The 26,623-nt window shown below is 68.1% G+C and carries 24 protein-coding genes; 13 read left to right on the top strand and 11 right to left on the bottom strand.

Annotated elements, in window-relative coordinates:
* Position 1 precedes the first annotated feature (1 nt).
* The 3 genes from ACK5NO_RS09025 to ACK5NO_RS09015 form a co-directional block, all read right to left on the bottom strand.
* Complete coding sequence (locus tag ACK5NO_RS09025) at positions 2-1,522, bottom strand: SDR family NAD(P)-dependent oxidoreductase (RefSeq protein ID WP_416812339.1); 1,521 nt, start codon at positions 1,520-1,522, stop codon at positions 2-4.
* Between the two features lie 30 nt (positions 1,523-1,552).
* The gene (locus tag ACK5NO_RS09020; RefSeq protein WP_416812338.1) at positions 1,553-2,506 is read right to left on the bottom strand and encodes a hypothetical protein; all 954 of its coding nucleotides are present in this window, start codon (positions 2,504-2,506) and stop codon (positions 1,553-1,555) included.
* Between the two features lie 68 nt (positions 2,507-2,574).
* Positions 2,575-3,741, bottom strand: coding sequence for a class I SAM-dependent methyltransferase (locus tag ACK5NO_RS09015; protein WP_416812337.1), 1,167 nt, complete (start codon positions 3,739-3,741; stop codon positions 2,575-2,577).
* A 50-nt stretch (positions 3,742-3,791) separates the two neighbouring features.
* Between ACK5NO_RS09015 and ACK5NO_RS09010 the strand changes: the two genes are divergently transcribed.
* The gene (locus tag ACK5NO_RS09010; protein WP_416812336.1) at positions 3,792-4,034 is read left to right on the top strand and encodes a hypothetical protein; all 243 of its coding nucleotides are present in this window, start codon (positions 3,792-3,794) and stop codon (positions 4,032-4,034) included.
* A 40-nt stretch (positions 4,035-4,074) separates the two neighbouring features.
* Here the strand turns inward: ACK5NO_RS09010 and ACK5NO_RS09005 are convergent, their stop codons facing one another.
* On the bottom strand, positions 4,075-4,512 hold the full coding sequence (locus ACK5NO_RS09005) for a hypothetical protein (protein WP_416812335.1): 438 nt from the start codon (positions 4,510-4,512) through the stop codon (positions 4,075-4,077).
* Positions 4,513-4,541: 29 nt separating this feature from the next.
* Entirely contained in the window at positions 4,542-5,954 is a 1,413-nt protein-coding gene (locus ACK5NO_RS09000) for a hypothetical protein (protein WP_416812334.1), read from the bottom strand.
* A gap of 102 nt (positions 5,955-6,056) precedes the next feature.
* On the opposite strand from ACK5NO_RS09000, the gene ACK5NO_RS08995 reads away from it, so the two are divergent.
* From ACK5NO_RS08995 to ACK5NO_RS08985, 3 genes are all read left to right on the top strand, one after another.
* The gene (locus ACK5NO_RS08995; RefSeq protein ID WP_416812333.1) at positions 6,057-7,481 is read left to right on the top strand and encodes a hypothetical protein; all 1,425 of its coding nucleotides are present in this window, start codon (positions 6,057-6,059) and stop codon (positions 7,479-7,481) included.
* A 63-nt stretch (positions 7,482-7,544) separates the two neighbouring features.
* Positions 7,545-8,447, top strand: coding sequence for an aldose 1-epimerase family protein (locus tag ACK5NO_RS08990; protein ID WP_416812332.1), 903 nt, complete (start codon positions 7,545-7,547; stop codon positions 8,445-8,447).
* 107 nt (positions 8,448-8,554) lie between these two features.
* Positions 8,555-9,709, top strand: a complete 1,155-nt coding sequence (locus tag ACK5NO_RS08985) for an alkene reductase (RefSeq protein WP_416812331.1) — start codon at positions 8,555-8,557, stop codon at positions 9,707-9,709.
* 63 nt (positions 9,710-9,772) lie between these two features.
* On the opposite strand, the gene ACK5NO_RS08980 is transcribed toward ACK5NO_RS08985, so the two are convergent.
* Both ACK5NO_RS08980 and ACK5NO_RS08975 read right to left on the bottom strand, forming a co-directional pair.
* The gene (locus ACK5NO_RS08980) at positions 9,773-10,612 is read right to left on the bottom strand and encodes an SDR family oxidoreductase (protein ID WP_416812330.1); all 840 of its coding nucleotides are present in this window, start codon (positions 10,610-10,612) and stop codon (positions 9,773-9,775) included.
* Positions 10,609-11,385, bottom strand: a complete 777-nt coding sequence (locus ACK5NO_RS08975) for an enoyl-CoA hydratase/isomerase family protein (protein WP_416812329.1) — start codon at positions 11,383-11,385, stop codon at positions 10,609-10,611. Before ACK5NO_RS08975 ends, ACK5NO_RS08980 begins: the two co-directional genes overlap by 4 nt.
* Positions 11,386-11,518: 133 nt before the next feature.
* On the opposite strand from ACK5NO_RS08975, the gene ACK5NO_RS08970 reads away from it, so the two are divergent.
* From ACK5NO_RS08970 to nrdG, 6 genes are all read left to right on the top strand, one after another.
* Positions 11,519-12,052, top strand: coding sequence for a PadR family transcriptional regulator (locus tag ACK5NO_RS08970; RefSeq protein WP_416812328.1), 534 nt, complete (start codon positions 11,519-11,521; stop codon positions 12,050-12,052).
* A 36-nt stretch (positions 12,053-12,088) separates the two neighbouring features.
* Positions 12,089-13,774, top strand: a complete 1,686-nt coding sequence (locus tag ACK5NO_RS08965; protein ID WP_416812327.1) for an ABC1 kinase family protein — start codon at positions 12,089-12,091, stop codon at positions 13,772-13,774.
* A 211-nt stretch (positions 13,775-13,985) separates the two neighbouring features.
* Positions 13,986-14,576: a thymidine kinase gene (locus ACK5NO_RS08960; protein ID WP_416812326.1), complete on the top strand. Its 591-nt coding sequence runs from the start codon at positions 13,986-13,988 to the stop codon at positions 14,574-14,576.
* A gap of 49 nt (positions 14,577-14,625) precedes the next feature.
* Complete coding sequence (locus ACK5NO_RS08955) at positions 14,626-15,678, top strand: hypothetical protein (RefSeq protein ID WP_416812325.1); 1,053 nt, start codon at positions 14,626-14,628, stop codon at positions 15,676-15,678.
* A 191-nt stretch (positions 15,679-15,869) separates the two neighbouring features.
* Complete coding sequence (nrdD, locus tag ACK5NO_RS08950) at positions 15,870-18,092, top strand: anaerobic ribonucleoside-triphosphate reductase (RefSeq protein WP_416812324.1); 2,223 nt, start codon at positions 15,870-15,872, stop codon at positions 18,090-18,092.
* Between the two features lie 3 nt (positions 18,093-18,095).
* A complete protein-coding gene (gene nrdG / locus ACK5NO_RS08945) occupies positions 18,096-18,647 on the top strand; it encodes an anaerobic ribonucleoside-triphosphate reductase activating protein (RefSeq protein ID WP_416812323.1) in 552 nt (183 codons plus the stop codon).
* Positions 18,648-18,659: 12 nt separating this feature from the next.
* On the opposite strand, the gene ACK5NO_RS08940 is transcribed toward nrdG, so the two are convergent.
* On the bottom strand, positions 18,660-20,159 hold the full coding sequence (locus ACK5NO_RS08940) for a hypothetical protein (protein WP_416812322.1): 1,500 nt from the start codon (positions 20,157-20,159) through the stop codon (positions 18,660-18,662).
* Positions 20,160-20,428: 269 nt separating this feature from the next.
* Entirely contained in the window at positions 20,429-21,064 is a 636-nt protein-coding gene (locus tag ACK5NO_RS08935; RefSeq protein ID WP_416812321.1) for a Pr6Pr family membrane protein, read from the bottom strand.
* Positions 21,065-21,170: 106 nt separating this feature from the next.
* Here ACK5NO_RS08935 and ACK5NO_RS08930 point away from each other — a divergent pair, with 106 nt between their 5' ends.
* Entirely contained in the window at positions 21,171-22,085 is a 915-nt protein-coding gene (locus tag ACK5NO_RS08930) for an NUDIX domain-containing protein (protein ID WP_416812320.1), read from the top strand.
* Here the strand turns inward: ACK5NO_RS08930 and ACK5NO_RS08925 are convergent.
* Positions 22,082-22,714 carry an alpha/beta hydrolase gene (locus ACK5NO_RS08925; protein WP_416812319.1) on the bottom strand — a complete coding sequence of 211 codons (633 nt, stop codon included), beginning with the start codon at positions 22,712-22,714 and terminating at the stop codon, positions 22,082-22,084. The genes ACK5NO_RS08930 and ACK5NO_RS08925 overlap by 4 nt on opposite strands.
* A gap of 110 nt (positions 22,715-22,824) precedes the next feature.
* On the opposite strand from ACK5NO_RS08925, the gene ACK5NO_RS08920 reads away from it, so the two are divergent.
* Both ACK5NO_RS08920 and ACK5NO_RS08915 read left to right on the top strand, forming a co-directional pair.
* Positions 22,825-23,250: an OsmC family peroxiredoxin gene (locus ACK5NO_RS08920; protein WP_416812318.1), complete on the top strand. Its 426-nt coding sequence runs from the start codon at positions 22,825-22,827 to the stop codon at positions 23,248-23,250.
* A 152-nt stretch (positions 23,251-23,402) separates the two neighbouring features.
* Positions 23,403-25,130, top strand: a complete 1,728-nt coding sequence (locus tag ACK5NO_RS08915; protein ID WP_416812317.1) for a choice-of-anchor A family protein — start codon at positions 23,403-23,405, stop codon at positions 25,128-25,130.
* 11 nt (positions 25,131-25,141) lie between these two features.
* Here ACK5NO_RS08915 and ACK5NO_RS08910 read toward each other — a convergent pair whose 3' ends face one another.
* Positions 25,142-26,584, bottom strand: a complete 1,443-nt coding sequence (locus ACK5NO_RS08910; protein ID WP_416812316.1) for an amidohydrolase — start codon at positions 26,582-26,584, stop codon at positions 25,142-25,144.
* Positions 26,585-26,623: the final 39 nt, after the last annotated feature.

The following is a 26,623-nucleotide window of genomic DNA, read 5'->3' as shown; positions in this document are numbered from 1 at the left end:
CTCACCACTTCGAAGGCGCGTAGTCCTTAAGGAAGACCCCGAACAGGTCCTCGCCCGCCTCGCCCCGCACCACCGGGTCGTACACCCGAGCAGCGCCGTCGACCAGGTCCAGCGGGGCGTGGAAACCCTCCTGGGCGAGTCGCACCTTGGTGGGGTGGGGCCGTTCGTCGGTGATCCAGCCCGTGTCAACGCTGGTCATGAGCACCTGGTCGGTCTCGAACATCTCCCGGGCGCTGGTGCGCGTCAACATGTTCAGCGCGGCCTTAGCCATGTTGGTGTGCGGATGGCCCGGTCCCTTGTACCCGCGCTCGAAGACGCCCTCCATGGCCGAGACGTTCACCACATACGACCGGCCAGAGGCCGATGCGCTAGCGGCCGCCGCAAGAGAAGGCCGCAGCCGGTTGATCAGGATGAACGGTGCGGTCGAGTTGCACAGCTGGACTTCGAGCAGCTCGAGAGGCGTGATGTCGCCCACCGACTGTACCCACGAGTTGGTGCCGTGGAGGTCGGGGACCAGGCCGCCCGCGTCGATGGCAGTGCCGTCGGCAAGCCTGGCCAGCGACGACGAGCCTGGCGCCAGAGCCTGATCGGTGAGTCGCTGCGCCTCTCGAGCACCCGTCTCCGCCAGGTGGGCGGAGGCGAGCAAGGGATGCGTCGCGGCGGAGGCCTCGATGCTGAGGGGGTGTGTGTCCGTGGTCCGACCAAGCGTGAGTAGGTGCGGACCTTCGCCGTCGGCCCACAGGCCGTGCGCAAGGGGAGCGTGCTCGGCCTCGACGAGCGGGGCGTAGGCGCCGGGGGAGCGGCGCACGGTCTGCGCGGCGTTGTTGATCAGAATGTCCAGCGGCCCACCGGCAGCAACGGAGTCGGCCAGCGAGACCACCTGTGCGGGATCGCGCAGGTCGACGCCCACTACGGTGAGGCGGTTCAGCCACTGCGCGGCGTCGGGCATCGCCGCGAAGCGGCGCACCGCGTCACGCGGAAAGCGCGTGGTGACGGTGAGGTTGGCGCCGTCGCGCAGGAGCCGCAGCGCGATGTGCATGCCGATCTTCGCTCGGCCACCGGTCAGCAGAGCGCGCTTCCCACGCAGGTCGGTGCTCGCATGCCGCTTGGCGTGGCTCGTCTGGGCGCACGACGGGCAAAGCTGGTGATAGAAGGAATCGACCAGCGTGTACTTCTGCTTGCAGATGTAGCAGGGCCGCGCCTTGAGGTACTCGCCCGCCGTGGGGGTCGCAGCGCGCGCCTCGAGCGTGAGGCCCCGTGTCTCGTCATCGATACGGTCCGATGCGCCTGTCGCCGTGGCAGCGACCACGGCAGTGTCGTTGGCGGCAATGGTGGCTCGCCGTTCCCGGCGCCTGCTCTGCTTGACCGCCTTGATCATGTGCGCGGTCGCGTTGCGCACCGTGACGAAGTCGGGGTCTTGCTCATCGACATCGCTCAGCGAGGCAAGAACACGCAGGGTGACCTCGAGATCGTCGGGGGAGATGCGATGCTGGCCTTCGGCGGGTGCGGGCGGTGTGGACACTCGCTCCATTTTACGGACACTCCGGCCGGCTCAGGCCGTGGTGAGAATCGACTCCCGCCGCTCCAGCAGGTGCGAGACGCGCGAGGCGTTGTCTTGCGCACGGGCCGCGAGCTCCTGACCGAGCGTATCGAGGCGCCGCCGAATGTCCTCCGCGCTCGCTTTGGCTTGGGAGATGCGGTCCTTGACCATCCAGTCGCTGATGATGTTGTCGAACGCCACGTCAAACACGCCCAACGTCGTGGACATCTCGACACCGTTGACCGAGGCGACGTCGAGGTCGGCTAGCTCTACCGACAACCGCTCGAGCGCCCGATTCGCATCTGCGAAGGCTGCCGTGGCGTCGTTGATCTTCGAATGCTTGACCATGTCGGTGACCAGGCCACCGCCAAAGAAGGTGTCGTAGGTCGACCAGCCACCCGCACTGCTCAGCGTGGACTGCGCGCGGTCAAGGGCCGCGATCGCGCCTCGCAGAGTGTCGACGGCCTCGGTGATCTCGCGCTGACGTTCCTCGGCGACGCCCAGCTCGCGGGCAATCTCTGCCAGGTCCGTCGCGTGCTGGCTGCCGGCTTCCTGCAGCGCCACTTCATACACGGCAAGTGCCCGAGCATAGGCGCCATCCGCGTCGCGGAGCGCGTCATATTCTTCGCGCACGCGTGCATCGTCGGCCATGGCGCTATCGAGACGCTTGCGAGCCGCGGCGACCGCGAGCGCGGCGGCGTCGGCCTCGGCGCGTTCGACGCTCAGGCGATCCTCGGTGTTGCCGCGCAGCGCAGCCCAGATCTTGGTGGGCGACAGGTGCTCCAGACGCCGCACGTCCTCTTGCTCCACGTGCAGCGTGTTCTCCAGCGTGGCCAGTTCCTCGTGCCGGGAAGCGACGAGGGCTTGGGTAACCTTCAGCCGAGCAGCGAGCTGCTGACGGCGAGCGCGGGCCTCGGCAGCCGTGTGCACCGCTGCGGACAGTGCTACCAGGGAGGGTTCAGTCACCTGCTCACTGTGTCACACGATCAGGTTCACCCTGAGCACGGCCTGAGGGCGCATCGGCCGGGCAGAGCCTAGCGACGGGTCGAAACCGTCACCGTGAACTTGGCGTTGCGCGCGACCTGCTGGGTGGGGCCAATCTCGCGCTCGAGCAACGGGCGGTAACGCAAGCCGGAGTTCCACACGCACCACAGGCGGCCGCCGGGCCGCAAGACCCTGGCCACGTCGGAGAACATGCGGGGCGCGATGAGGTCGGTGACGGCGGCCGCCGAATGAAACGGCGGGTTCAACGCGACCGAGGACACACTGCCGGAAGGCCGCGCACGCAGCATGTCGTCGCGCACCACCGTGACGCGGTCCTCGAGGCCGTTGGCGCGGATCGTCGCTTGCGTAGACGCGACCGCCACCGCCGACTGGTCGCACGAATAGACGTGCGCGCCGGGATGGCGGTTCGCGAGCCACGCTCCCACGATGCCGGTGCCGCAGGCCAGATCGATGAAGGGATCGTCGTGCGTGCCGCCGGGCAACTCATGGGGAAGGCTGTCGAGCAAGAGCCGCGTGCCGATGTCGAGCCGAGCTCCCGCGAAGGCGCCACCGAATGCCCGTACCTTGAGCCCGTCGACGCGCGCGGCCGCCGGCACAGGGTCGCGGCCCTCCCGCGGCGCTCGGGCGATGAGGACCCGCGACTTTTGTCGAGCATGGCTAATGTCCAATTGCCCAAAATGCTCGCTGAGGACCGCGTTCATCGACAGCGACATGTGCTTGAGCCGTCCGCCCGCGACCACGACCACGGAGGGGTCAGCGTGCGCGGCGATGAGACCCGCGATGTCGCGGAGGGCGTCCAGGGACCGGGGGAGTCGCAACAACACGACTCGCGCGCCGCTCACGAGCTCAGGGGAGAGCGGCAGGGCCTGGTAGGTCCCGGCAAGGCCCACCCGGGCCGCGTTCGCTTCCAGCGCCCGCTCGCCGGTGAGGGCATCGATATGTGTGCGGACTCCACGAGCACCGGCATCGGCCGCCCCCATGGTGAGTGCCCCCAGCGTGAGTGCCCCCAGCGTGAGCGCCCCGTATGCGTCGTTGATCACCACGACCCCGCCGGCCTCGGCAGCCACACGCAGATCGGCGGACTCGTCCAGAATGAGCCGATCGGCAGCGTCGACGGCAACGAGGCCGGGCGCCTCCACATCAGGCCAGCGTCGCAGCACGTCAAAATCCACGAGGACGAGCCTAGCCGTGGACATCTGGCTCACCTCCCGCCAGCGAGCCCCCGCGGCTCTGAGAGGATGGCCGCATGCCTGAGCCGAGCAACCACCAGGGCCGGATCCGCCTTCCGGCTCCGGGCGCGCGCGTGGTCGTGCGATACCTGCTCGACTCAGGCGAGGCCACAGACGCGCTCGGCGAACTCCTCAGTGTCGATGCCCACGAGGTGGTGGTGGACGGCATCCGTGGAGTGGTGCGCATCCCCGGCCCGAGCATCGTCGCCGCGAAGCAAGTGCCACTGCGGCCCGCACGCAGGCCCCGCAACACCGCGTAGCCTTCCTGCGCGCCGCCCCACCTACCGAGCGGCGCCCCACCTACCGAGCGGCGCCAGGGTGGCCGATGATCACCTCAGCCTCGTCATCTTCGAACACGACCTCGTGTTGGCCGTCGGGATCGGTGAGTTCGTTGAGCTCGGGGTGGGGCTCGCCGCCGCATTCCTCGCACCACTTACGCATCGCATCGGCCCGTTGGCCCTCTTCGCGTTCCCACTTGTCGCGGGCCCGCTCGACCGCCTCCGAGGCCCGGTCGAACGACCTGTCCCCAAAGAACATGTCGATCACGTCGCCAAAGGCGTCCGACCAGTCGCCTCCAAGGCCGTGACCGCTGGCCTTCATCCCTGCGCCCACCGTGTTCTCGTAGGCCTCGAGCATGTCGTCGAGCGCCTGGTTGTAGTCGTCGAGGGCGTCTTGAGCGTCGTCAAGGTGCTCGTTCTCGTCCTTCAACAAATCGTCGCAATACTCCTTGCTGGGCATTCGCGCCTCCTCAATACAGGTACAGAGATCTAGGACAGCGTGCTCGCGCTGACCGCCAGGGACGCCCACAACCCCAGCGACCACGAGCCGTTGATGCTCGACGGCAGCGCATCGAAGGCAGGGCGCACCTCGCGCACCAGCCACACGAGCCACGAGTCCTCCGCTTCGCTCGCGAGGTCGCGACGGTCCACGAGGTATCCGCCCGGCCCGCCCCAGGCGGCCTCGAGCACCTGCAGTCGGGTGCGCGTGTTGTTGTTGGTGAACTCCGCGAGCACGTCCGGCGAGCGCACGGCACGAAGGTCGATACTCGTCCCTACCCTCAAGCCCACGTAGCGAGGGTTGAAGTGGGGCAGCACCAAGGTGCGCTGGGAGGTCGGGGTCTGCACGCGCAGGATCGATACCCGCTTGGACTGGTTGACCTGGAGGTCTTCGATGCCGACCACCAGCCCGCGCAGGCGCGACAGACCTGTAGCGGGCGCGGCATCGAGTGCACCAGCCCTTCCACGAGGCACGTCTCGGGCAGCCGACCGCCACCGCTCCGTGAACGGGCTGGAGCCACCTGCGAAATGGGCGGCGAGCATGCTGCTGGCGGCCACGGTCAATAGTGCTCCCCGCAGTGACTGGCCAATCGCGACTGCGGTGGCGGACACGTCGGGGCGATAGTGCACCTGCGTGGCGCCCCGGCCCGTCCACGCCTGAACCCCCACAGCGTCACGCCCTAGGGCGGCCACCCACGCGCGCGCCCGAACATCCTGAGCGGCCGCCAAGGCGGCCACGTCGTACTCCGAGGTTCGCGTGGACTGTAGGGAACGGCGCAAGCCAGCCAGCGCATCGGCCGTCTCCGTTCGGGCCTCGAGCGCACGGGCCGCGACGTCCGCGATCGCTACCTCGCCGGTCAGGCGCTGGCGTCCCCGCGCGGTCAAGGTGGTGGCGAGCCCCACCACGCGTAGGCGGGTCGCCTCCGTGATGCCCGCGTCGACCACACTCTGCGCGTGGTCGATCAAGGCGGCGGTGGTCCGGGCCGGTCCCACGGGTCCTAGCGCTAGCTTGTTGATGAGTGCCAGATCGTCGGGGGAGGGGCTGTGTCCCTCGAGGAGCGCTCGCCGCTGGGCGGCTGGGAGCTTCCTGTCGAGCCGGCCACTGTCGAGATAGTGCTGCGCGCGCGCCTGGTCCGCACGGGCCGACGCGAGCAGCCGCAGCGCGGTCCGGCACTGGCGCAGGCGGGCAGTGGCCTCGCGGTCATAGTCCGCACCCGCGTCAAGGACGGTGTCCGGTGTGACTGTCCGCAACCGACTTCGCGCAGCGACCACCCGCGCGCGAATGGGGGTCGCCGTCGGCACGCTGGGCGCGGCGCGCATGGCAGCGACGGTCGCGCTGGCGGCGTCCGCAATCGCCTCGCACGCGAGCGCCACGGCGGTCGCGGTATCGGGGGCATCCGGCATGGCGGATGCGGTGGGACCTGGCATGGCAACCCCCCTGCACTCACAGCAACGTGAACATCAAAACTGTTGCACAAAACCGACAAAAGCGACAACACTTGGAGGGTGAGGGCGGAGTTCCTGGTGAACCTGCGTGCAGCGACGCACGACCGGACCTTCGAGCGGTCGCTCGGGTGGCCCGGGTATCTGGTCGCCCCCGACTACCTCACCCGAGCGGGCGCGACTTTTGTGGCGGCCCTGCCAGCCACGCGAGAAGTGATGGTCGACAACGGCCGCTTCGACGAGGTGGGGCGCATCTCCGGGCAGTTTGCTGGCCAGGCCCAGGCCGTCCTGGGTGGCCTGACGGACCGCACTGGTCGTCCGGTGACCGCCGTCGACGCGGTCCTCTCGCGCCTGTCGTCGAGCAGCGCCGATGCGCTCGCTGAGCTGGCATCCCAGGTGGCCGATGCGGTGGCTGGCTCGGGAGGGGGCATGACGCGCGAGGCGCAACTGGAGCTCGAGCCGACCGCGGTGATCGGACACGAAGACATCCTGGCGGCGTGCCTGTTAAGGCTGGGCTTCCATGTGGACCTCCTGGCCCGTGGCCGCGAACGACTGCGGGCACGCAACCGCGCCGTGGCGAGGGCCGCCGTGCGCGAGGCGCGCTCCTTGCCCGGCAGTGGGGTGCGGATCCACGCGGTGGCCTCCGCACACGACTACGACACCGCCTTCGATGCCGGACGAGAGTTCGCCGCCGCGGGTGTCGAGCATGCAGCGCTGGGCTTTGGCGCCTACATGGCCGACGACTCCTACGTGGGCTCCTATAAGGCGCGGGGCAGGCGGGTAGCGCTCGAGCGGCGGGTGCCGGCCCGCTACTTGCGCACGGCGCTCGTGGCCAAGGGGTTGTGGGACGGATGGGCACAGGTAGGCGGGGCACCTCGTTCCTTTCACTTCTTGGGGCTCGGCGCTCCAATCATGGTGGGAATCGTGGCGGTGGCGGCCGTCGAGACCCCGCTACTGACGTTTGATGCCACCAGCCCAATCCGGGACGCCGTCGAGGGCACGTTGTACGTCGACGACCCCGCTCCGCTCAAGGTACGCACGCGGCGCGTGGCCCAACTGATGATGGACGACCCGCGTTATCGCTGGAGGTGTCAGTGCCCGTTCTGCCGCAGGTTTCTGGCCCAGGCGCCCTTCGACCTCGACGCCGCCCGCGCCTGGCGCGCGGACCATCCCCAGCGAGCCATCGCGGCAGGTGACTTGAGTGGGGTGGCGCCCCTCGCATCGGCCCTCCCGCTGCTCGCGGAGCCCCGAGGGGGTCCCGCGCGTAAGGCCGTCGACGTGGCGCGCATGGGCCACAACCACTGGGTACTGCGGCGGATCGTGAGCCAGGTGGCGCGGCAGGGGAGTCGGGACGCGCTGTTGGGGCACGTCGACGGCGTGGTGGCGGCCTACGAGGCGTCCACCAGTGGCGCGCAGTTCGCGAGCGCGGTGCGCAATGCGCTGACGCTGACGGTGGGGTCTCCGTGGCGTCCTGGGCCCGGCGTGTGAACCTTCACGCTCGGTGAGCGTGCCGGGACCGCGCGCGGGCGCTGGCCGGGGTAAGTTCTGCGCATGAACGTCATCACCGGCCAGCAGATCTCCCTCACCTACGGTGCCCAGCGCGCCACCATCGCGACGCTCGGCGCCGCGTTGCGCGAATACGTGGTCGACGGCCGCGAGGTGGTGATCCCGTTCCCTGCGGAAGAGCTGCCCGCGGCCTTCCACGGCATGGTGCTCGCGCCGTGGCCCAACCGCCTGCGCGATGGGCAGTACTCGTTCGAGGGTGCGGACTTCCAGGTGCCGGTCTCGGAGCCCGACCGTGGCACCGCGCTGCACGGCCTGGTGTGCTGGGCGCACTGGACGGTGGCGGCGCACAGCGAGAGCGCGGTGACGCTGACCTACGACCTGCCCGCGAGCCCGGGATACCCGTTCCAGTTGGCCCTGGCGACCACCTACGCGCTGGGCGACGAGGGCCTGACGATCTCGACGCACGCCCGCAATGACGGCGCCACCGCGCTGCCGTACGGCCTGGGCTTCCACCCGTGGTTCGCTCCTGGCGGCACTGCTCTCGACGAGTGCACGCTGCAGCTCGACGCCACCGAGCACGTCACCGTGGACGAGCGGCTGCTGCCCACGGGTGCGGTTCCCGTCGACGGCGACTTCGACCTGCTCGCTTCGCGTTCGCTCAAGGCAGTCGCATTCGACGACGCCTGGGTAGGCGTGAAGCCCGACGCCGACGGCCGCTCGTGGGCCCGCCTGGGCTGGGCGGACGGCCGCACGGTCGAGATCTGGGCGGATTCCGAGGCCAAGGCGTGGCAGATCTGCACCGGCGACCAGGTTGCCGGCGTGACCCGCGCAGGCGTCGCCATCGAGCCCATGACGTGTATCGCGGATGCCTTCCGCACGGGGAAGGACCTCATCACCTTGGAGCCTGGCGCCGAACACGCGCTGGCCTGGGGTATTCGCCTGGTCTGAGGGATCGGACGCAAGTCCCGATTGCGACTGCCCAAGGTCCCGGAGGGGGCCGGTCACCAGGTGCGACAGTGAGAACACCAGGCCTTCAAGGAAGAGGTGTCACTGTCATGGCTTCATTGTTCGATGAGTTCCAGCTCGGGGATCTGACGCTGCCCAACAGGGTGATCATGGGGCCCATGACCCGCGCCAAGGCGACGCCGGGAGGCGTCCCCACCGCCATCATGGCGACCCACTACGCCCAGCGGGCAAGTGCGGGTCTCATCATTTCTGAAGGCACGTGGCCCGAGCGTCGCGGCCAGGGCTACTGCGATATCCCCGGCATCGCGACCCAGGAGCAAGAGGACGCCTGGCGGACCGTGACGGACGCCGTCCACGCCAAGGGCGGCCGCATCTTCCTGCAGATGGAGCACACCGGCCGCGTGGGCCACGAGATCAACAACGGCGGGCTGCAGATGGTGTCGTCGACCACGGAGCGTGCGGACTTCTTCATCTACACCCACGAGCACGGCATGATCCCGATGACGGACAACGTGCACGAACTCACGACCGACGAGGTCCACGAGGTCATCGAGTCCTACTACCAAGCGGCGGTGCGGACCAAGGCGGCCGGGTTCGACGGCATCGAACTGCATGCGGCCTCGGGGTATCTGCCTCACCAGTTCCTGTCCGACGTGGCCAACGGTCGCGACGACGAGTTTGGCGGCACCGCGCGCAAGCGCACCGAGTTCACGGTGCGGGTGCTGCGCAAACTCATCGAGGCGTGGGGATCCAGCAAGCGCATCGGCGTGAAGATCTCGCCGAACATCCTGTTCAACGGCATCTCTGAGGACCGCCCGGATGCCACGTACTCGGTGCTCTTGGACCGCCTGAACGAACTTGACCTGGCGTATGTGGCGTTCCAGACGCCCGAGAGCCTGCGCTCGCTGGCGGGCAAGGACAACCCCGAGATCGTCGACGGCGAGATCTGGCACCGCTACCCCTACGAGTTCATCCGCGAACGCTACGACGGGGTGGTGATCGCCTCGGGTGATCTCACCCAGGAACTTGCCCAGAACGCGCTCGCGCACGACAAGGCGGACCTCTTCGTGTTTGGGCGTGCGTACATGTCTAACCCCGACCTCGTGGAACGTATGCGCCACGGCTGGCCCGTCACTCCCGTCGACATGCGCCGGGCGTACGGCTCGGCCGATGCGGAAGCTGGCTACAACGACTACCCCACCTATGAAGAGGAGATGGCGGGCCAGGGCCACATCACCGCGTAGCGCGCACGCGACGCCCAGAAGTGGGCGAGGTCTACGCGAACCCCGATGGGGGACCGGTGGGGGCTAGTCCAGGAAGATGTCGGGGAACAGTGCCTCGTCGGGCGTGCCGGGAACGGCGGCGTAAGCGGCGAGGTCCGTTACCCCGGCACCGGCCAGGACATCCTCGACGATGAGCGTCTGCCCGTTGACCTCGGCGGCCGGTGCCGTGAGCACCTGGTGTGCGGCGTCGGCGTAGATCTCCGGGGTGCGACTGACCCGCATGAGTCGCTCGCCACCGATGACGTTCTGCACCGCCGCCGTCGCGATCGTGGTGCGCGGCCACAGGGTGGCGGCGGCGAGCCCGCGCTCACCAAACTCGGCCGCGAGGCCCAGCGTCACCATGGTCATGCCGAACTTGGCGAGGCTGTAGCCCGTGTGGGCACCCAGCCAACGAGGGCTCGGGTTCAGCGGCGGCGACAGCGACAGCACCCTCGGCGAGGAGGATTCGAGTAGGTGCGGCATGGCCGCCTGCGACAGCATGAACGTGCCGCGCACATTCACGTCCTGCATGAGGTCGTACTTCTTGGGCGCGAGCTCCGCGGTAGGGGACAGGTCGATCACCGACGCGTTGTTCACGACCATGTCGATGCCGCCAAAGCGCTCGACGGCACCCGCGACGGCGCGCGCGATGTCCTCGTCGCTGCGGACGTCGCCCACGACCGCGAGCGCTTGCCCGCCCGCGGCCTCGATCGCCTCGGCCGCGATGTGAATGGTGCCTTCCAGGCGTGGGTGAGGCGTGTCCGTCTTGGCGAGCATCACGACGTTGGCGCCGTCACGTGCCGCTCGTAAGGCAATGGCGAGACCAATGCCGCGGCTGCCGCCGGACATGAAGATGGTGCGGCCGGCGAGGGTGGCGTCGCTCATCGCAGTCCCGCCCGGGCCGCGCTGGCCGCCGCGAAGGCCGCGACGCGCCCCCGGGATTCCTCGGTGTCGTACGCCCGGCCGATGCTCGCTGCCTCGTCCGCGAGCGCATCGGAGAAGCTGCGCGTGCCAGCCGCTCGGACGAGCCGCTTGGCCTGCCCGAAGGCCTCGCTCGCGCCCTCAGCCCAGGACGCGGCCACCTGCTGGGCGCGCTTGAGGGGTTCGGAAGAGACCTCTGCGACGAGGCCCCAGTCGAGGGCGGTGGCCGCGTCCAGGGCCCGCGGGGTCAACAGGATTTCCAGCGCCCGGCGGTGCCCCACCGCCTGAGCGAGCAGTGTGCTGACGCCCAGGTCGGGGGTGAGACCAATTTCCGCGTACTTGCCCGCGACACGCAGGTCTTCGCCTGCGATCACCACATCTGCGGCGAGCATCAGCCCGATCCCGCCCCCGGCGACCGCGCCGTGCGCGGCGACGACCACGGGGATCGCCGACTCCACCAGCGAGGCAATGCCCTCGTGGATGACGTGCGCGCCCGCGGCCACGTCGCTGCCCGCCACCCCCGCCGCGGCCATGGCGAGCACGTCGCCGCCCGCGCAGAACGCCGGGCCCTCGGCGTGAATGAGGATCGCGCGGGTGTCCTGGGCCCCGACTGCGGCGAGGCACGCGTCGCGATATGGCTCACCCATGGCGAAATCGAAGGCGTTGAGTCGCGAGGGCCGCGCGAAGGTGATGGTCACGATCCCGTCCTGGGCCTCGTAGCGAATGTGCTCGGGCATGAAACCTCCTGGTGCATCGGCGTTGATGCTGCTGTGGCCATCCTGTCATGGGCGTAGGGCTTGCGGTATGGCCGATGCGGGTGCATGCTAGCGATATATCGTTCACTATCGCTCGGAACAGGAAGTGGTCATCGTGGGCACGGACAGCAACTTTGACCGGCACCAAGCCGCGGAGGCGATGCGCACAGCCTTCGACCAGCTGCGCGGCACCTTCGATCGCCAGGTCGGCCAGCGGATGGGGCGTGGGGACGTGCGCGCAGCCGTGCTGACCCTGCTGCTGGAAGAGCCCATGCACGGCTACGAGATCATTCGTCAGATCGAACAGCGCACTCACGGGCGCTGGAAGCCCAGCCCCGGCTCTGTGTACCCGACGCTGCAGATGCTCGCCGACGAGGGGCTCGTCCAGGTGGAGACGGAGCAGGACCGCAAGGTCTACTCCCTGACGCCCGAGGCGACGGAAGAAGCGGAAGCCTCTGCCGCATCGGCCCCATGGGAAGGCAATGCGTTCGACGCGAGCGGCTTCGGGGTCGTGCCCAAGGCCGCCATCGACCTCGCGCAGGCGGCGACCCAGGTGTATCGCAGTGGCACCACCTCTCAGCAGGAGCAGGCCGCGGAGGTACTGGGCGAGGCCCGACGTAAGATCTACTCGATCCTCGCGCAGGACTGACAAGCCCCTCGAGCATCGGGGATCAGGGAGGTCCCCATGCCCGAGACGGTCCTCGACCGCGCTCGCTACCGTCGGCTGCTGCGCTTCGCCGCGCGCCACTTGATCTCGACATGGTGGTACGAGGTGGTGCTGCCCTTGATCGGCTTCAGGGCCGTCGCGGACCGCCGCCGCGCGAGCCGGATGCAGAACTTCGCGAGGAAGTTCCGCGCGCTGGCCGTGGAGCTGGGCGGATTGATGATCAAGATGGGGCAGTTCATGTCCTCGCGGCTCGACGTGTTGCCGCCCGAGATCACCAAGGAGCTCGAGGGACTGCAGGACGAGGTGCCGGCGGCGCCGTTCGATCAGGTGCGCATGCTGGCGGAGGCGCAGCTCGGGGTGCCCCTCGAGCGGGTGTTCGCCTCCATCGATGCGGAGCCCGTTGCCGCAGCATCCTTGGGACAGGCGTACCGCGCCACGCTGGGAGCGGACGACGCGCGCAGGGCGGGCTTCGCCGACGTGGTCGTCAAAGTCCAGCGGCCAGGGATCGGCGCGATCGTCGAAGTTGACCTCGCGGCGCTGCGCCGGGTGGGGCAGTGGGTGCGGCGGTTCCGGCTCGTGTCCGACCGTGTCGACGTGAAGGCGCTCATTGAGGAGTTTGCTGCGGTCTCGCTCGATGAGATCGACTACTTGCACGAGGCCGCAAGCGCCGAGCGCTTTGCCGCAGACTTTGGGGACAACCCGCGCGTGCGCGTGCCGCAGATCGTGTGGGAGCGCACGTCGCGGCAAGTGCTGACCCTTGAGGACGTCTCCGCGATCAAGATCAACGACCGGGCCGCGTTGCGAGCGGCCGGCGTGGACACGCGCGAGGTCGCGAAGGTGCTCGCGGACATCATGTTCGACCAGCTCTTCTTGAACGGGTTCTTCCACGCGGATCCCCACCCCGGCAACCTCTTTGTCCACCCCGCGCCTGCGGGCAAGCGAGCGGACGAGTGGACGCTCGCGGTGGTGGACTTCGGGATGATGGGCGAGGTCAAGCCTGGAGTTTCTGAGGCGCTGCGCCAGCTCTTCATCGCCTCGGCCAGGCGTGACGGGGCGGGCATGGTCGCCGCGATGCACCAGGCCGGTGTGCTCCTGCCGCAAGCCGACACCGTGGAGCTCGAGAAGGTCATGTCAGAGGTGTTCTCGCGCTTCGGCGGCATGGGCCTGGCGGAACTGCGCGACGTCGACCCCCATGAGTTCGCCGACTTCGCCGCCGAGTTCAGCGATGTGATCCTGAGCTTGCCGTTCCAGTTGCCAGAGGACTTCCTGCTGGTCATACGAGCGATCTCGTTGACCTCGGGCGTCGCGACCGCCCTCGACCCGCGCTATAACGTGTGGGACTCCATCGATCCGTACGCGCAGCGGCTGCTGCGCACTCAAGGCGCGAACGTGGTCGGCGACTTCGGCAAGGAGGCGCTCGACCTGGTCGGCATCGCGTGGCGTATGCCGCACAAACTCGATTCGGTACTGACGCAGCTTGATTCTGGGCGCCTGCCCGTCACCGCGCCGCGACTCGAACGCACCATCGCGTACCTCGAGGGCACGGCGCGGCGGCTGATCGCCGGGATCGTCTTCGCGGGGCTCATACTTGCGGGGGCCATGGTGCGCAGCGACGATGCGTTCTTGGGCAACGTGTTCATGCTCAGCTCGCTGGTGCCGCTGGCGATCGCGGCGTTCGGGGGCAGGCCGCGTCGAAGGCCCTGACGCGGGCGACGCAGGGGTGCGGGCGGTGCGGCGAGGGGCGCCTGCGTGACCCTGGTCTACGCGTAGCACGCGCGGAACGCGCGAAGATGGGCCAGGTCTACGCGAACCCCGGGGGAGGGGGAGCGTGGAGGGGGCGGGGAGGTGGTGCCTGGCCCGGTTAGTGTTATCCCACTCTCGTCGCGCTCGGAGCGCGAGGGCCAGAAAGGGCGTGATGGCGAAGCTGTACTTCCGGTACGGGGCGATGAACTCCTCGAAGACTGCTCTGTTGCTGACGGCGGCGTACAACTATGAGGAGCGCGACCAGCATCCCGTCATCGTGAAGCCCGGCATCGACACCAAGGCTGGTGAGGACGTCTCGTCTCGCATTGGACTGTCCCGCGCTGTCGATGTCCTGTTGCAGGCGGAGGACTCCCTGATCGAGAGGCTCGAAGCACACAGGCCACTCGACGCGACCGACGCCGTGTTCATCGATGAGGCACAGTTCCTGACGCCTGCCCAGGTCGACGAGGCCTTTGTGGTGGCCGTCCGGCACGGCGTTCCCGTGCTGTGTTATGGACTGCGCGGCGACTTCATGACTCGGTCCTTTCCCGGCTCGCTGCGACTGCTCGAGATTGCCCACGCGATTGAGGAGCTGAAGACCATTTGTCGATGCGGTTCTAAGGCGATGTTCAACGCTCGGATCGTAGGTGGAAGGTTTGTGTCGCACGGCGCTCAGGTCGCCATCGATGGCCAGCAGGCCGACTACGAGTCCCTGTGTGGCCGGTGCTACCTCGCTGAGGTGGGCCCCATCGCGAGCGCCTGAGGCACCAAGGTCCCGCGCGCGCCAGGCTTGTCGCACCTACCGTGGGGCCGTGGACTGGTTCTATGACCCTGAGCGCTCGTATGAGGACAACTACGCGAACGGCCCCTTTGGCGCCTTCGCGGGGCCCGCGCCCGCCCTGCGAATGCCGGCAGTCTCGCATGAGTTCCTCGGTGTAGAGGTCGCCTCGCCCTTCGGAATTCCTGCTGGTCCGCTTGTCAATGCGCGGTTTTGCGCCGCGGCCTTCGCCCACGGCTTCGACGTCAACGTCTACAAGACCGTCCGCTCGCGTGCTGTCCCGTGCCATCCACACCCCAACGTCCTGAATGTGGACGCGCCCGTGCCGCTGACCTTGGAACGTGCCCGCCAGCCCCTCGTGGCTTCGGCGCACTACGAGGGCGCGCGGTCCATCTCGAACTCGTTCGGTGTGCCCTCCCAAGACCCCGCCGTCTGGCAGCCCGACATGGCCGCCGCAGCCGCCGCGGCTGGGCCCGGTCAGTTCCTCATCGGATCCTTCCAAGGCACGCGTGGTGGCGGCGAGGAGGCCTACATCGCGGATCACGTGACGACCGCACGGCTGGCCGCAGACACGGGCGTGCGGGCACTTGAACTCAACCTCAGTTGCCCCAACGAGGGCACGGGCAACTTGCTGTGCTTCGACACGCCCATGGTCACCCGGATTGTCCGGGTGGTGCGAGACGAGATCGGGGACCTACCCCTCATCCTCAAGCTCGCCTTCTTTCAGGACTGGGGTGCACTGACGCAGTTGGTCCAGGCCACCCACCTGCTCGTGGACGGCTACGCCGCGATCAACACCATCGCCGCGCCACTGGTCGATTCCGAGGGGCACCCGGCACTGCCTGGCGAGGGCCGCGAGGTCTCGGGTGTGTGCGGTGAGGCCATCAGTTGGGCCGGGTTCGAGATGGTCGATCGCCTGGTACGCATCAGGGCCTTGCTCGGCGGGGAGTTTGCCATTGTCGGCGTAGGTGGGGTCATGGACGCGGGCGACGCGAGCGAGATGCTCGCCGTCGGGGCCGATGCGGTGATGAGTGCCACCGGTTCCATGATCGATCCCGCGCTCGGTGCGGCGGTACGCGCCGCCTAAACAGGCGCGCCACGACACGCCGATGGGCGGTGGCAGTTTCCGCCCTACGATCCAGGGCCGAGGGCGTCGATAGGGACCTTGGTCCTACCGCCTGTCAGACACGAGATCTAGTGTTCCTACACGCCTTGCGACACCATATCTAGTGGTTGCGCGGCGATATTCACGCAAAGTTCACGCCCAGGGGAGAAGCCATGACCACCGCAGATCTGGCGCGGCCCGAGACAGCATTTGTCGCCGCGCACGCCACCCGCCTGACCGTCGTGAAGCGCGACGGTCGCACCCTGACCTTTGACGACGCTCGCATTCGCATTGCGCTGGTGAAGGCCTTCGCCGCCGTCTACGGCGAGCTGACCGGCGAGCATGAAGCCACCATCGACCGGCTCGTAGCCTCGATCGACCGCGAGCTTGACGCGCGCCACGACGGCTCCGTCAAGATCTACGAGATCCAGTCCGTCGTGGAGCAGGAGCTGCTTGACGCCGGCCTGTACGACATTGCCCGTGCCTATATCGACTACCGCGTGGACCGCGACTTCGCCCGTGCCAAGGCCACCGACGTCAATCACTCCGTCAACCGTCTGCTGGACCAGGACCAGTCGGTGGTGCACGAGAACGCCAACAAGGACGCGAAGGTGTTCAACACCCAGCGCGACCTCACCGCCGGCATGGTGGGCAAGGCCATCGGGCTCAGGATGCTGCCCGAGCACGTCGCAAACGCCCACCAAAAGGGCGACATTCACTACCACGACCTCGACTACCACCCGTACTCGCCCATGACGAACTGCTGCCTGATCGACTTCAAGTCGATGCTGTCGACGGGGTTCCGCATTGGCAACGCGCAGGTGGAGCCGCCGCGCTCGATCCAGACCGCGACGGCGCAGATCTCGCAGATCATCGCCAACGTCTCGTCGAGCCAGTACGGCGGCTGCACGGTCAACCGTATTGACGAGCTGCTCGCTCCCTATGCCGCGCTGAATTTCGCCAAGCATGAGGCCGAGGCGGCCCAGTGGATCGAGGGTGCCGAGCGACAGCAGGCCTTTGCTGAGGCGCGCACCCGCAAGGACATCTACGACGCGATGCAGTCGCTCGAGTACGAGATCAACACGCTGTTCACGTCCAATGGGCAGACGCCGTTTACCTCGGTGGGCTTTGGGCTGGGCGAGGGCTGGTTCGAGCGCGAGATACAGCGCGCGATCCTGGCAATCCGGATTCGCGGTTTGGGTTCGGAAGGCCGCACCGCAATCTTCCCCAAGTTGCTGTTTACCCTCAAGCGCGGCGTCAACCTCGAGCCGAGCGACCCCAACTACGACATCAAGGAACTCGCCGTCGAATGCGCGACCAAGCGCATGTACCCCGACGTGCTCAGCTACGACAAGATCGTCGAGATCACGGGCTCATTCAAGGCCCCTATGGGCTGCCGTTCGTTCCTGCAGGGCTGGACCGACGAGCAGGGCCATGACGTGGTCGAAGGGCGCATGAACCTGGGCGTCGTGACGCTGAACCTGCCCCGCATTGCCCTTGAGGCGGCCGGTGACCAGGCTCGCTTCTGGCGCCTGCTTGACGAGCGTTTGGCGACCATGAAGGACGCCCTGATGTACCGCATCGGCCGGTGCAAGGAGGCCGTGCCAGGAAACGCGCCCATCCTCTACGTCCACGGTGCCTTCGGCAACCGGCTGGGCCCCGACGACGAGGTCGACACCCTGTTCAAGAACGGTCGGGCGACGGTGTCGCTGGGCTACATCGGCCTGTACGAGGTGGCCGCCGCGTTCTACGGCGGGCAGTGGGAGGACAACGCCGACGCGAAGGCGCTCACTGTTGCCGTGCTCACCACGCTGCAAGATCGTGCGCGGGACTGGAAGGCCGAGACGGGGTACCACTTCTCGGTGTACTCGACGCCGTCCGAAAGCCTCACCGACCGGTTCTGCCGGATCGACAAGGAGCGGTTCGGCTCGATCGAGAACATCACCGACAAGGACTACTACACCAACTCGTTCCACTACGACGTGCGCAAGAACCCCACGCCGTTCGAGAAGCTCGACTTCGAGGCGGAGTACGCGCCGCTGACCGCGGGCGGGTTCATCCACTACTGCGAGTACCCCGTACTCCAGACGAACCCCAAGGCACTCGAGGCGGTGTGGGACTACGCCTACGACCGCGTGGGATACCTGGGCACCAACACGCCGATCGACCGCTGCTTCGCGTGCGGATACGCCGGCGACTTTGACCCCACGGCACGTGGCTTCGCGTGCCCCGAGTGCGGCAACGACGACCCGCGCACGTGTGACGTGGTGAAGCGCACCTGCGGCTATCTGGGCAACCCCCAGCAGCGGCCCATGGTGCACGGCCGTCACAGCGAGATCGCTGCGCGAGTCAAGCACCTGCCGGGCTCCGTCCGGGTGGCACCGCAGGAGAACTAGGTCATGCATCGCACGCCCAACCCGAAGACGTGGAGATCGGACAAGGTCAGCCACGGCTACGTGGCCGACTACAAGCCGCAGTCCTTCGTTGACGGGGAGGGCGTGCGTTGCAGCCTGTACGTGTCCGGTTGCCTGTTCGCCTGCGACGGCTGCTACAACGAGGCGGCGTGGAGCTTCCGCTACGGGCAACCCTTCACTCAGGACCTGGAAGACCAGATCATGGTGGACCTCGCGCACCCCGCGGTACAAGGGCTGTCGCTCTTGGGAGGCGAGCCGTTCGTCAACACCCAGGTGTGCCTGCGAGTGGCGCAACGCATGCGTGACGAGTTCGGCGATACCAAGGACATTTGGGCGTGGTCGGGCTTCCGGTTCGAGGAACTCGCGGCCGATGTCCGCGACAAGCGCATGCTGCTCGAACTGGTGGACGTCCTCATCGACGGCCCGTACGACCAGGACCAGCGGGACCTGACGCTCGCCTTCCGCGGATCTGCGAACCAGCGCGTTCTCGACGCGCGCGCCTCGCTTGCGCAGGGATGCGCGGTTGCTCGTCCGTAGCGGCGCTGGGGCTTAGCGAGCAAATGCGCTGACCGCGAGTTCCTCGAGGTCGGGTTTGGCGGGGGCTTCAAAGCCACCCACACTGGTCGCGACGTACTCGAGGTGCCACCATTCGGGGCGTGAGCCTCCCGCACGTGCCCAGGTGGGGTGGACCCAGCCATACGCCGCGCCGTTCTTTGCCAGCCATGTCGCAGAGGCGTAGTCCAGGTCGACCGCCATGCCCCAACCGTGGTTCGAGGTGCCCGGGACGGCGGCGGTCGAGGGCTTGTTGGCCTTGGTCGCGACCTGTGAGGCGTAGGACCGGTATGAATCCGTGATCGAGATGTGTCGGCCCGTCGCGGAGTAGTACGCCGCATCTGCGGCTTCGAGCGCCTCTGCGGCAGCGCACTGGAGTTGGTGTGAGGTGTCGAAGTCGAGGGTGCACAGGCTGCTGGCGGCGACTCGTCCGTTGGAGCCCGCCACGCCGGTGGGCTTGCCAGTCCAGCCCCCCTGGTTGTTGCCAACGGCCTTCTTGTTCGCCGCCTTCCACTCCGCGCGGGCAGCCTCGACCTTCTCCTGATAGGCGGCCATCAGCGTGTCGTTGGCGGCTTGGCGCTCGGCATTGACGTCCTCGACCCAGGCTTCGTGAGAGACCTGTAGTTGTTCCATCGTGGCGGCCAGCCCCGTCGTCGCGGATTCAAGGTCGGCCAGTGCCGTGGACACCTCATCGGCGTTCGAGCGGTCGACCTCCTGGGCCCTCGTGGCAGCGGCGCGCAGAGCCGAGTCGGCGCCAAGGGCGGCCGTGACGGTACTGCTGGTGACGACCCGACGGCCCACAGCTGAGATGAGTTCGGTAGACGACACCGTCGTGGCCAACGCCGATTGCACGCTGGTGTCCAGCGTCGCCAAGTCCTTGGCCAACTGCACCTCCTGCGTGGCGGCGTGGAGCGACTGTGCTTCCGTTTCGACGTCCGCGGTGACCTGATCGATGGCTTGTTTGGCGCTCTCAAGTTGCTCCGTGGCGGCCCGGGCTACGTCGGGGTCGTCGACCTCGCCGTCGAGAACGGCCGCGAGGTCCGTCACGGCCGCTTGAGCGTCAGCGAGGTCGTCAGTCGTGATGTCCGCCTCAATCTCGATCTCTTGGGCAGCCTGCGCCGTCTCGTCGACGTACTGGTCTGCCGAGGTGGCAGTGACGCCCTCCGTCACAATCTCCACGGACGTGGCGGCGTCGTTGGCCTCCTCCGCGGCTGCGGCGGCATCTACGATCGAGGCCTTCAGAGCATCAGCTGCGGCGGCCAGGTCGGACTCGTCCTCGAGTCCCTTGGCGCTGTTGACGACTTGTTCCGCCTTGGAGATCGACACATCGAGGCGGGTCTGGGTGTCTTCCAGCGCGGCGGCGGCCTCACGCGCGTCTTCAACGGCGTGATGGCGGTCGATCAGGTGGGAGCCGTGGGCGCTAAACAGGCCAATCGAAAAACACGTCAGCGCAACGGTGGCGGCCACGTGTCGGTACGGGCGGGGGATGAAATCCATAGTGGGGGAGGGTCGGGACAGTGGGCACACGCGCTCACCCGAAGGTGGGCGCGCGGCATCGCACACCGGTTCCGGGGATGAGGTGCTGCGCGGTGCGACGTGGCGGCCTTCACGTGACATGTCCGGATTTCCAGGCCGGGTGGCCCCCTCCCCTGGGGAGCGGGCCGTCAGATGAAAGCGCTACGGTGCGGTGCTACGGCGATGCAACGTCAGGACAACGACCACGACGACTGCCTCAGTTCCGGCTCGCCATGTGAGAAAGATCACGCCTAGCGCGTCGGGATGGTGCCCGTCGCGGGAGCAGCCGCGCGCGTCGGGCGGGGTGCTGCCATGAGATGCAGTGTGGCGGCGACGGCGAGGCCCACTGCGGCGATGATGGCGAGGGTGCCCAGGATAGGGAGCGCTCCGCGCGCGGGGTCGAGGAACGGGTAGGGCACCCATCCGTCCACGAAAGCTCGACACAGGAGGTAACCCAGCCAGCCAGCGGGCACCAGCAGCACAGTCCACCAGGTGCGCACGGGCAGGCGCATGCCGTGACCCACGAGGAACCAGTCAGCCACCAAGATCGCGCCCGACCCGCCGTGCAGAATGAGGTTCGCCCAGGGGAACACCGGAGTGGCAACCCCGGCGAGGAGCGCCCAGTAGACCACGCCGGTGATCACACCGTAGGTCGCCGCGTTCACCCGCAACAGCGCTACCCAGCGCGGCTCATTGCCGCCGGCGAGGGCCGCCGCGATGAGCGCGACGACGGCGCACACGGCCGCCAGAGGCGTGAAGTACCCAGGGAGCTCGCTCCAGGTGAAGGTGCCGTACGTGAGGTCGGCCCACGCCTGGACTCCCAGGGCAGCAAGAATGCCTGCGGCTGCGAGGAGGCGCAGGATGGCGGTGATAGCGACGTTGCTCACGTCCATCACTTTACCGAACCTTTGCGCGCACTCGGCGCAGGCTCGACCGAAGTGTGAGGAAATCCATATCTGGCTGGCGTGATCCGAGCTATGGGAGGCTGGAGTCATGTCCCCTCATGACCCGGCGAACCCCACGCCGCCGGCACTCGATGCGCGGCGAAACCCCGGGGACGCCTGGGTGGTGGCTCCCACGGGGCAGCGCTACTGGGGTCGCTATGGCGCGGCCGGGGTGATGATCGTGCATCCGGACAGGGGAGTGCTGCTGCAGCATCGCGCCCTGTGGAGCCACCACGGCGGCACGTGGGGGCTGCCGGGCGGCGCTCTTCACGAGGGCGAACTTCCGTTGGCCGCGGCGCTGAGAGAGGCTGACGAGGAAGCAGGCGCACCGGCCGATGCGCTCGCACCGTTCGCGACGCTCGTCGCCGACAAGGGGGTATGGCGCTACACCACGGTGCTCGCGAGGCTGACGCGAGACTACGTGCCCAGCGCCCATGACGGCGAGAGTCTCGAGCTGCGCTGGGTGAAGCCGCTACAGGTTTCCGAGTACCCGCTCCATCCGGGCTTCGCGGGAGCGTGGCCGACCCTCGCGAGGATGGTCGACCTGCGGCCTGCCCTCGTGGTCGACGCTGCCAACGTGGTGGGGAGTCGCCCGGATGGGTGGTGGAAGGACCGCCGAGGGGCGGCCGAGCGACTGATGGCGCGCCTGGGCCTCCTGCACCGGGTCGGTGTGCCTGCAGGGGAACTTGACCTGCCGGGTGAGCGGTGGCATCCACCGATAGAGGTCGTTCTCGAAGGAGCGGCCCGCGGTGCTGACGCGCTGGACTGCATTGAGGTGAGCGAGGCCCGCAGCTCGGGAGACGATCAGGTGGTGGACAGCACCAGGGCACGACTAGGCAACGGCGAACAGGTGACAGCCGTGACCTCCGATCGTGCCCTGCGCGAGCGGCTAGAAGCCCTCGGTGCCACCGTGCGTGGCGCTGGATGGTTGTTGCGCACGCTCGACCGCATCGCCTCGGACTAGTCGCGCGGTGCTAGCGCCTGGTCGAGGAACGTGCGGACATCGGACAGCATGCGTGCATCGACGCCGTGGCCGAGCCCCGGGTACGTATGCGAGCTCAGGTCGGCGATCGTGGGCAACAAGGCGCTCATGCGCTCAATGGCCGCGGGCCAAATGACCTGATCGGCAAGCCCCCGCCCCCAGAACACCGGTGCGGGGTGCTCGGACAGTCGCGCATCGGCCGGCTGAGGTCCATCGGTGACCAGCCCGGCGAGGACCACGGTCGCTGCGATGCGCTCGGGGCGGGTGCGCAACAACTGGAGCGCCATGAGTCCGCCCTGGGAGAACCCGACAGGCACGAGCGGCGTGTGGGGGTCCAGGTGCGTATCCACCCACTCCCACAGCAAGGCGGTCGCCGAGTCGATGGGCTCCTGCTCCGGCTCGCTGGGAAGCGTCAGAGGGAACCACGCGGCGCCGCCACCTGGCATCGGCAGGGGCGCGCGCACCGAGGCCCACGGCAAGGTGGGAAGGTACGGGGTGAGACCGGGCAAGTCGCGCTCGTTCGAGCCGTAGCCGTGTAGCAGGAGCATCACGGGACCCGTGGGCCCTTCCGGGATGGCAGGGTCGATCGACGCGAGATGGCTCAGAGGCATGTGACCAGTATTCCGCTCCTGGCGGACCCTCTCGCCCCTCAACGGCCCAGGTGTTTGACTGGCATCAGTGCCCGAAGGAGGCGCGCAGAGCCACGAGCGGAGGAGCAACCATGGCCGTCAAGAGCACCGCAAGCACCCTGTGGAGGGGATCGCTCGAGCAGGGAAGTGGGACGACATCATTCGGTACCGGTGTGGCGACGCTCGGCGTGCACTGGAAGGCGCGGTCGCAGGGCTCCGGCGACACGACCACGCCCGAGGAGCTCCTCGCGGCCGCACACGCCTCGTGTTTTGCGATGGCCCTGTCGCACGCCTTGAGTCAGGCCGGCCACGAGCCCAGTGAACTCCAGGTCTCGGCGGAGGTCGGCTTCGAGGCCGGCATAGGTGTGACCGGTTCGGTACTCAAGGTCAGCGGATCCGTCGACGGGCTCAGCCAGGAGCAGTTCGAAGGCTTCGCAAATGACGCGAAGGACAACTGCCCGGTCTCGCAGGCCCTCGCGGGCATCGAGATCACCCTCGCCAGTACATCGTTGCAATAGGACACGCCGCGTGTGAGGAATTTGGTTCGTAGCGATTTGATCTGGTAGTCAGTGCATGGTCCCCGGGGGTGGGCACGGAAGTTCTCTGTGCTGGACAGCCCTCAGGTCGCACCACCAAGCTGAGGAGCTGCACACACATGTCCTTACGAAGTATGCCCACACGAGTCCTGGCGTCTGCGGGCGCTCTCGCCCTCGCGGGCGCCGCCATGATTGGCGCCCCGGCCATCGGCCTCGCTCCGGACGCCCCCCTTCCCGGGGCCACCGGTATCCTCCCCGGACCCAACCCTTCGGGGGGTAACTGGGGAGACTGCGAGCCCGCCTATGGCCTGACGGATTGCTCGGCGAATACCTGGGGAGCCCCGAACATCTACTCGGCGTTCCAGGGGGTCGACAACGCGGCCAATGTGGTCGTGGGTGGCGACTTCCGTACCGGCGCAGGGTCGTCAGAAACCGAGGGACTGCTGGCGGTTGTCGGTGACGTGCTCTTTACTAAGGGCTACTCGGTTGGCGTCGTCGGTGCAGGCTCCTATGTGACGCCCGAGGACGGTGCCCCGATGCTGCTCGCCGCCGGCGACGTGACCGTCGAGGCCTCCCAGTCGGTGTCGATGGGTCTGCTGGTGAACGGCGAACACAGGTACGGCTTGCTGGCGATGGCCGGTGCACAGAACTTCCAGGTGCCGTCATGGAGCGGGGGAGCGTTCGGCAACCTGGGCAACACCGATCCGAGCGCACCGCATCTGCGCGGCGACTACTTCAACGAGCTGCTGTCCCTGGCCGGGCTGTCGGGCTACACGGTGACGACCGCCACGTCGAGCCGTGACATGAGCCCGTTTGCTGGACTGGCCGCGTTCAGTTCGCTCTTTGGGGAGCAGGGGTCGATCGCCCAGTACTCGCAGGGGTGCTACGCGCCGTTGTCCGATGCGGGTGTCACGCAAGCGCGCAACGCGGCCGGCGTTGTCGAGGTCTACCAGGGTGCCGTGGCTCAAACCGGGGGCGAGCTCGTCCTCACAGGAGACGGTTCCGCGGCACTCCAGGTGTTCGAGCTGCCCAGTGCGGCGTATGTGGCCACCACAGTGCGGTTTGCCAACATCGCGGACGACGCGACGGTCCTGATCAACCTCACCGGGGACCAGGTCTCCACGACCTTCACCAACTTCGAAGGCGACGGCCCCGGACAGGACTGGCTCTCCTTCACCACGCGCGTGCTGTGGAACATCCCCACCGCGACGGACATCTCGATCGGTGGCGCCTCGCAGTACCCGGGCTCGTTCCTGATCGGCAGCTCCGCCTCCCAGGCCAACCTCGGCGCGTCCGGATTCAACGGTCGCATCTACACCGCCGGCGACCTGGTGCACCAGGGCACCAACGGCGGTAGCGGCTCGGAGTTCCACGCCTACCCCTTCGAGGGCAGCCTGGCATGTGTGCTGGCCGACGACGGTGGCGATGGTGGCGATGGTGGTGACGAGGGCGGCACTGATGGTGGTGACGAGGGCGGCACTGACGGTGGCGACGAGGGCGGCACTGACGGTGGCGACGAGGGCGGCACTGACGGTGGCGACGAGGGCGGCACCGATGGTGGTGACGAGGGCGGCACCGATGGTGGTGACGAGGGCGGCACTGACGGTGGCGACGAGGGCGGCACTGACGGTGGCGACGAGGGCGGCACTGACGGTGGCGACGAGGGCGGCACTGACGGTACGGACGGTACGGATGGCACTGAAGGTACTGACGGCACCGACAGCACCGACAGCACTGACGGCACCGACGCCTCGGACGCCCTTGCGGCGACGGGAGCGGAGCATGTCACCGCGATGACCGCTCTCGCCGGTGTGCTGGTGCTTGCCGGCGTAGGAGCCTTGGCGATCCGCCGCCGCGCCTAGCGACGGCGACCCTAGAGCCGCCGGTGTGTGAACGCACCGGCGGCCAGGGTGGCCGCCACGGGCATGTGTTCGAGCTCGGCGGTGCTGCAGGTCAGCGGGTCCGCCTCGAGCACCACCAGGTCACCGGGAGATCCCGGGGTGAGGTGCGAGTGGGGGCTGCTCGCGGCAAGGGCCTGACGCCGCGTCAGGGCGTGCTCGGGGTGCCAAGCCTCACGCGCATCGGCCGTACGCGTGACCGCGGCGGCGATCGCTCGCCACGGGTCCAGACGTGCCACGGGGGCGTCTGAGCCCAACACCAGCGCTGCGCCCGCATCGCGCAGTGCCCCAAAGGGGAACGCCCGATGCGCACGGTCGGGCCAGATGCGCTCCGTCGCGTCGCGGTCGTCCCACAGGTGCTCGGGTTGGATGGAGGCGACCACGCCCAGCTCACCGAACCGCGCAAGGTCCATGTCTCGTACCAACTGCGCGTGCTCGATGGTGCCGCGAGCGCCGGTGGCGGCGAAGGCGTCGAGGGCATGGGTCACGGCGGCGTCACCGATCGCGTGTACTGCGACGCGGAACCCGTGCGCGTGTGCGCGCTCGAGCAAGGTCTCGCACAACTCTGGGGCCACGGTGAGTACGCCGCGCGTGTCCAGGCCCGTGTAGGTGTCGTGGCAGTAAGCGGTGCGCGTGTTGAGCGAGCCGTCCGTGATGATCTTGAGGGGTCCGATGGTCAGCATGTCGTCAGTCCCGGGCACCATGTCGCCGGTGCGCCACCCGGCGCCGATGCGTTCGTCGAGTTCCGCAGGGTAGAAGCCCGACCGGACGCGTAGGGCCCGCAGCCCGCGCGTCATCCGCTCGGTCCAGTTCGCCAGGTTGCCGCCCATCTCGAGATCCACGATCCCGACGATGCCGCGCGAGGCTGCGGCGAAGGCGGCTTCCGACACTGCCGCCAGCTCGTCCTCGGCGGTGGCCTTCTCGAGGCGCATCTGGAGTGCGAAGGCCTCGTCTTCCCTGACCACGCCCGCCTCACTGAGGCCGTAGCGATCGCGTGCCGCCGTATTGACCCAGCAGGCGTGCAGATCACCGGACAGCAACACCACGGGGCGCGTGGGTGCGACGGCGTCCAGCAACTCGAATGTCGCCTCGTCATCCCACATCGCGTCGCGGTAGCCGAACCCAATGAGCGGCTCGAGCGCCGCCATCTCCGCGTGCAGGCGTGCCGCGACAGTGTGGGCCGCTGCCTGTGCACTGCGCGCGCCGCTGAGGTCGAGCCTGCGCCGCACGATCGCCCATTGGGTGAAGTGCACGTGGTGGTCCCACAGCCCGGGGATGACCCAGCGCCCGTCGAGGTCGACACGCTCTGCATCGGCCGGGAGTGAGGCGGGATCGACGATCGCTCCGTCGGCGATGGCCAGGTCGACCAGGCGGTCGTGTCCGGGCAGACGGGCGTGGCTCAGTTGGACGGAGGTCATGGCGCGGTGCAGCTCCTCGGGTGGCATCGGTACGGCCAG

Origin of the sequence: Demequina sp., assembly GCF_047975725.1 — a bacterium.
Taxonomy (GTDB): Bacteria; Actinomycetota; Actinomycetes; order Actinomycetales; family Demequinaceae; genus Demequina.
The sequence above is the reverse complement of the archived record's forward strand: the minus strand, read 5'-3'. Positions and strand labels throughout refer to the sequence as shown.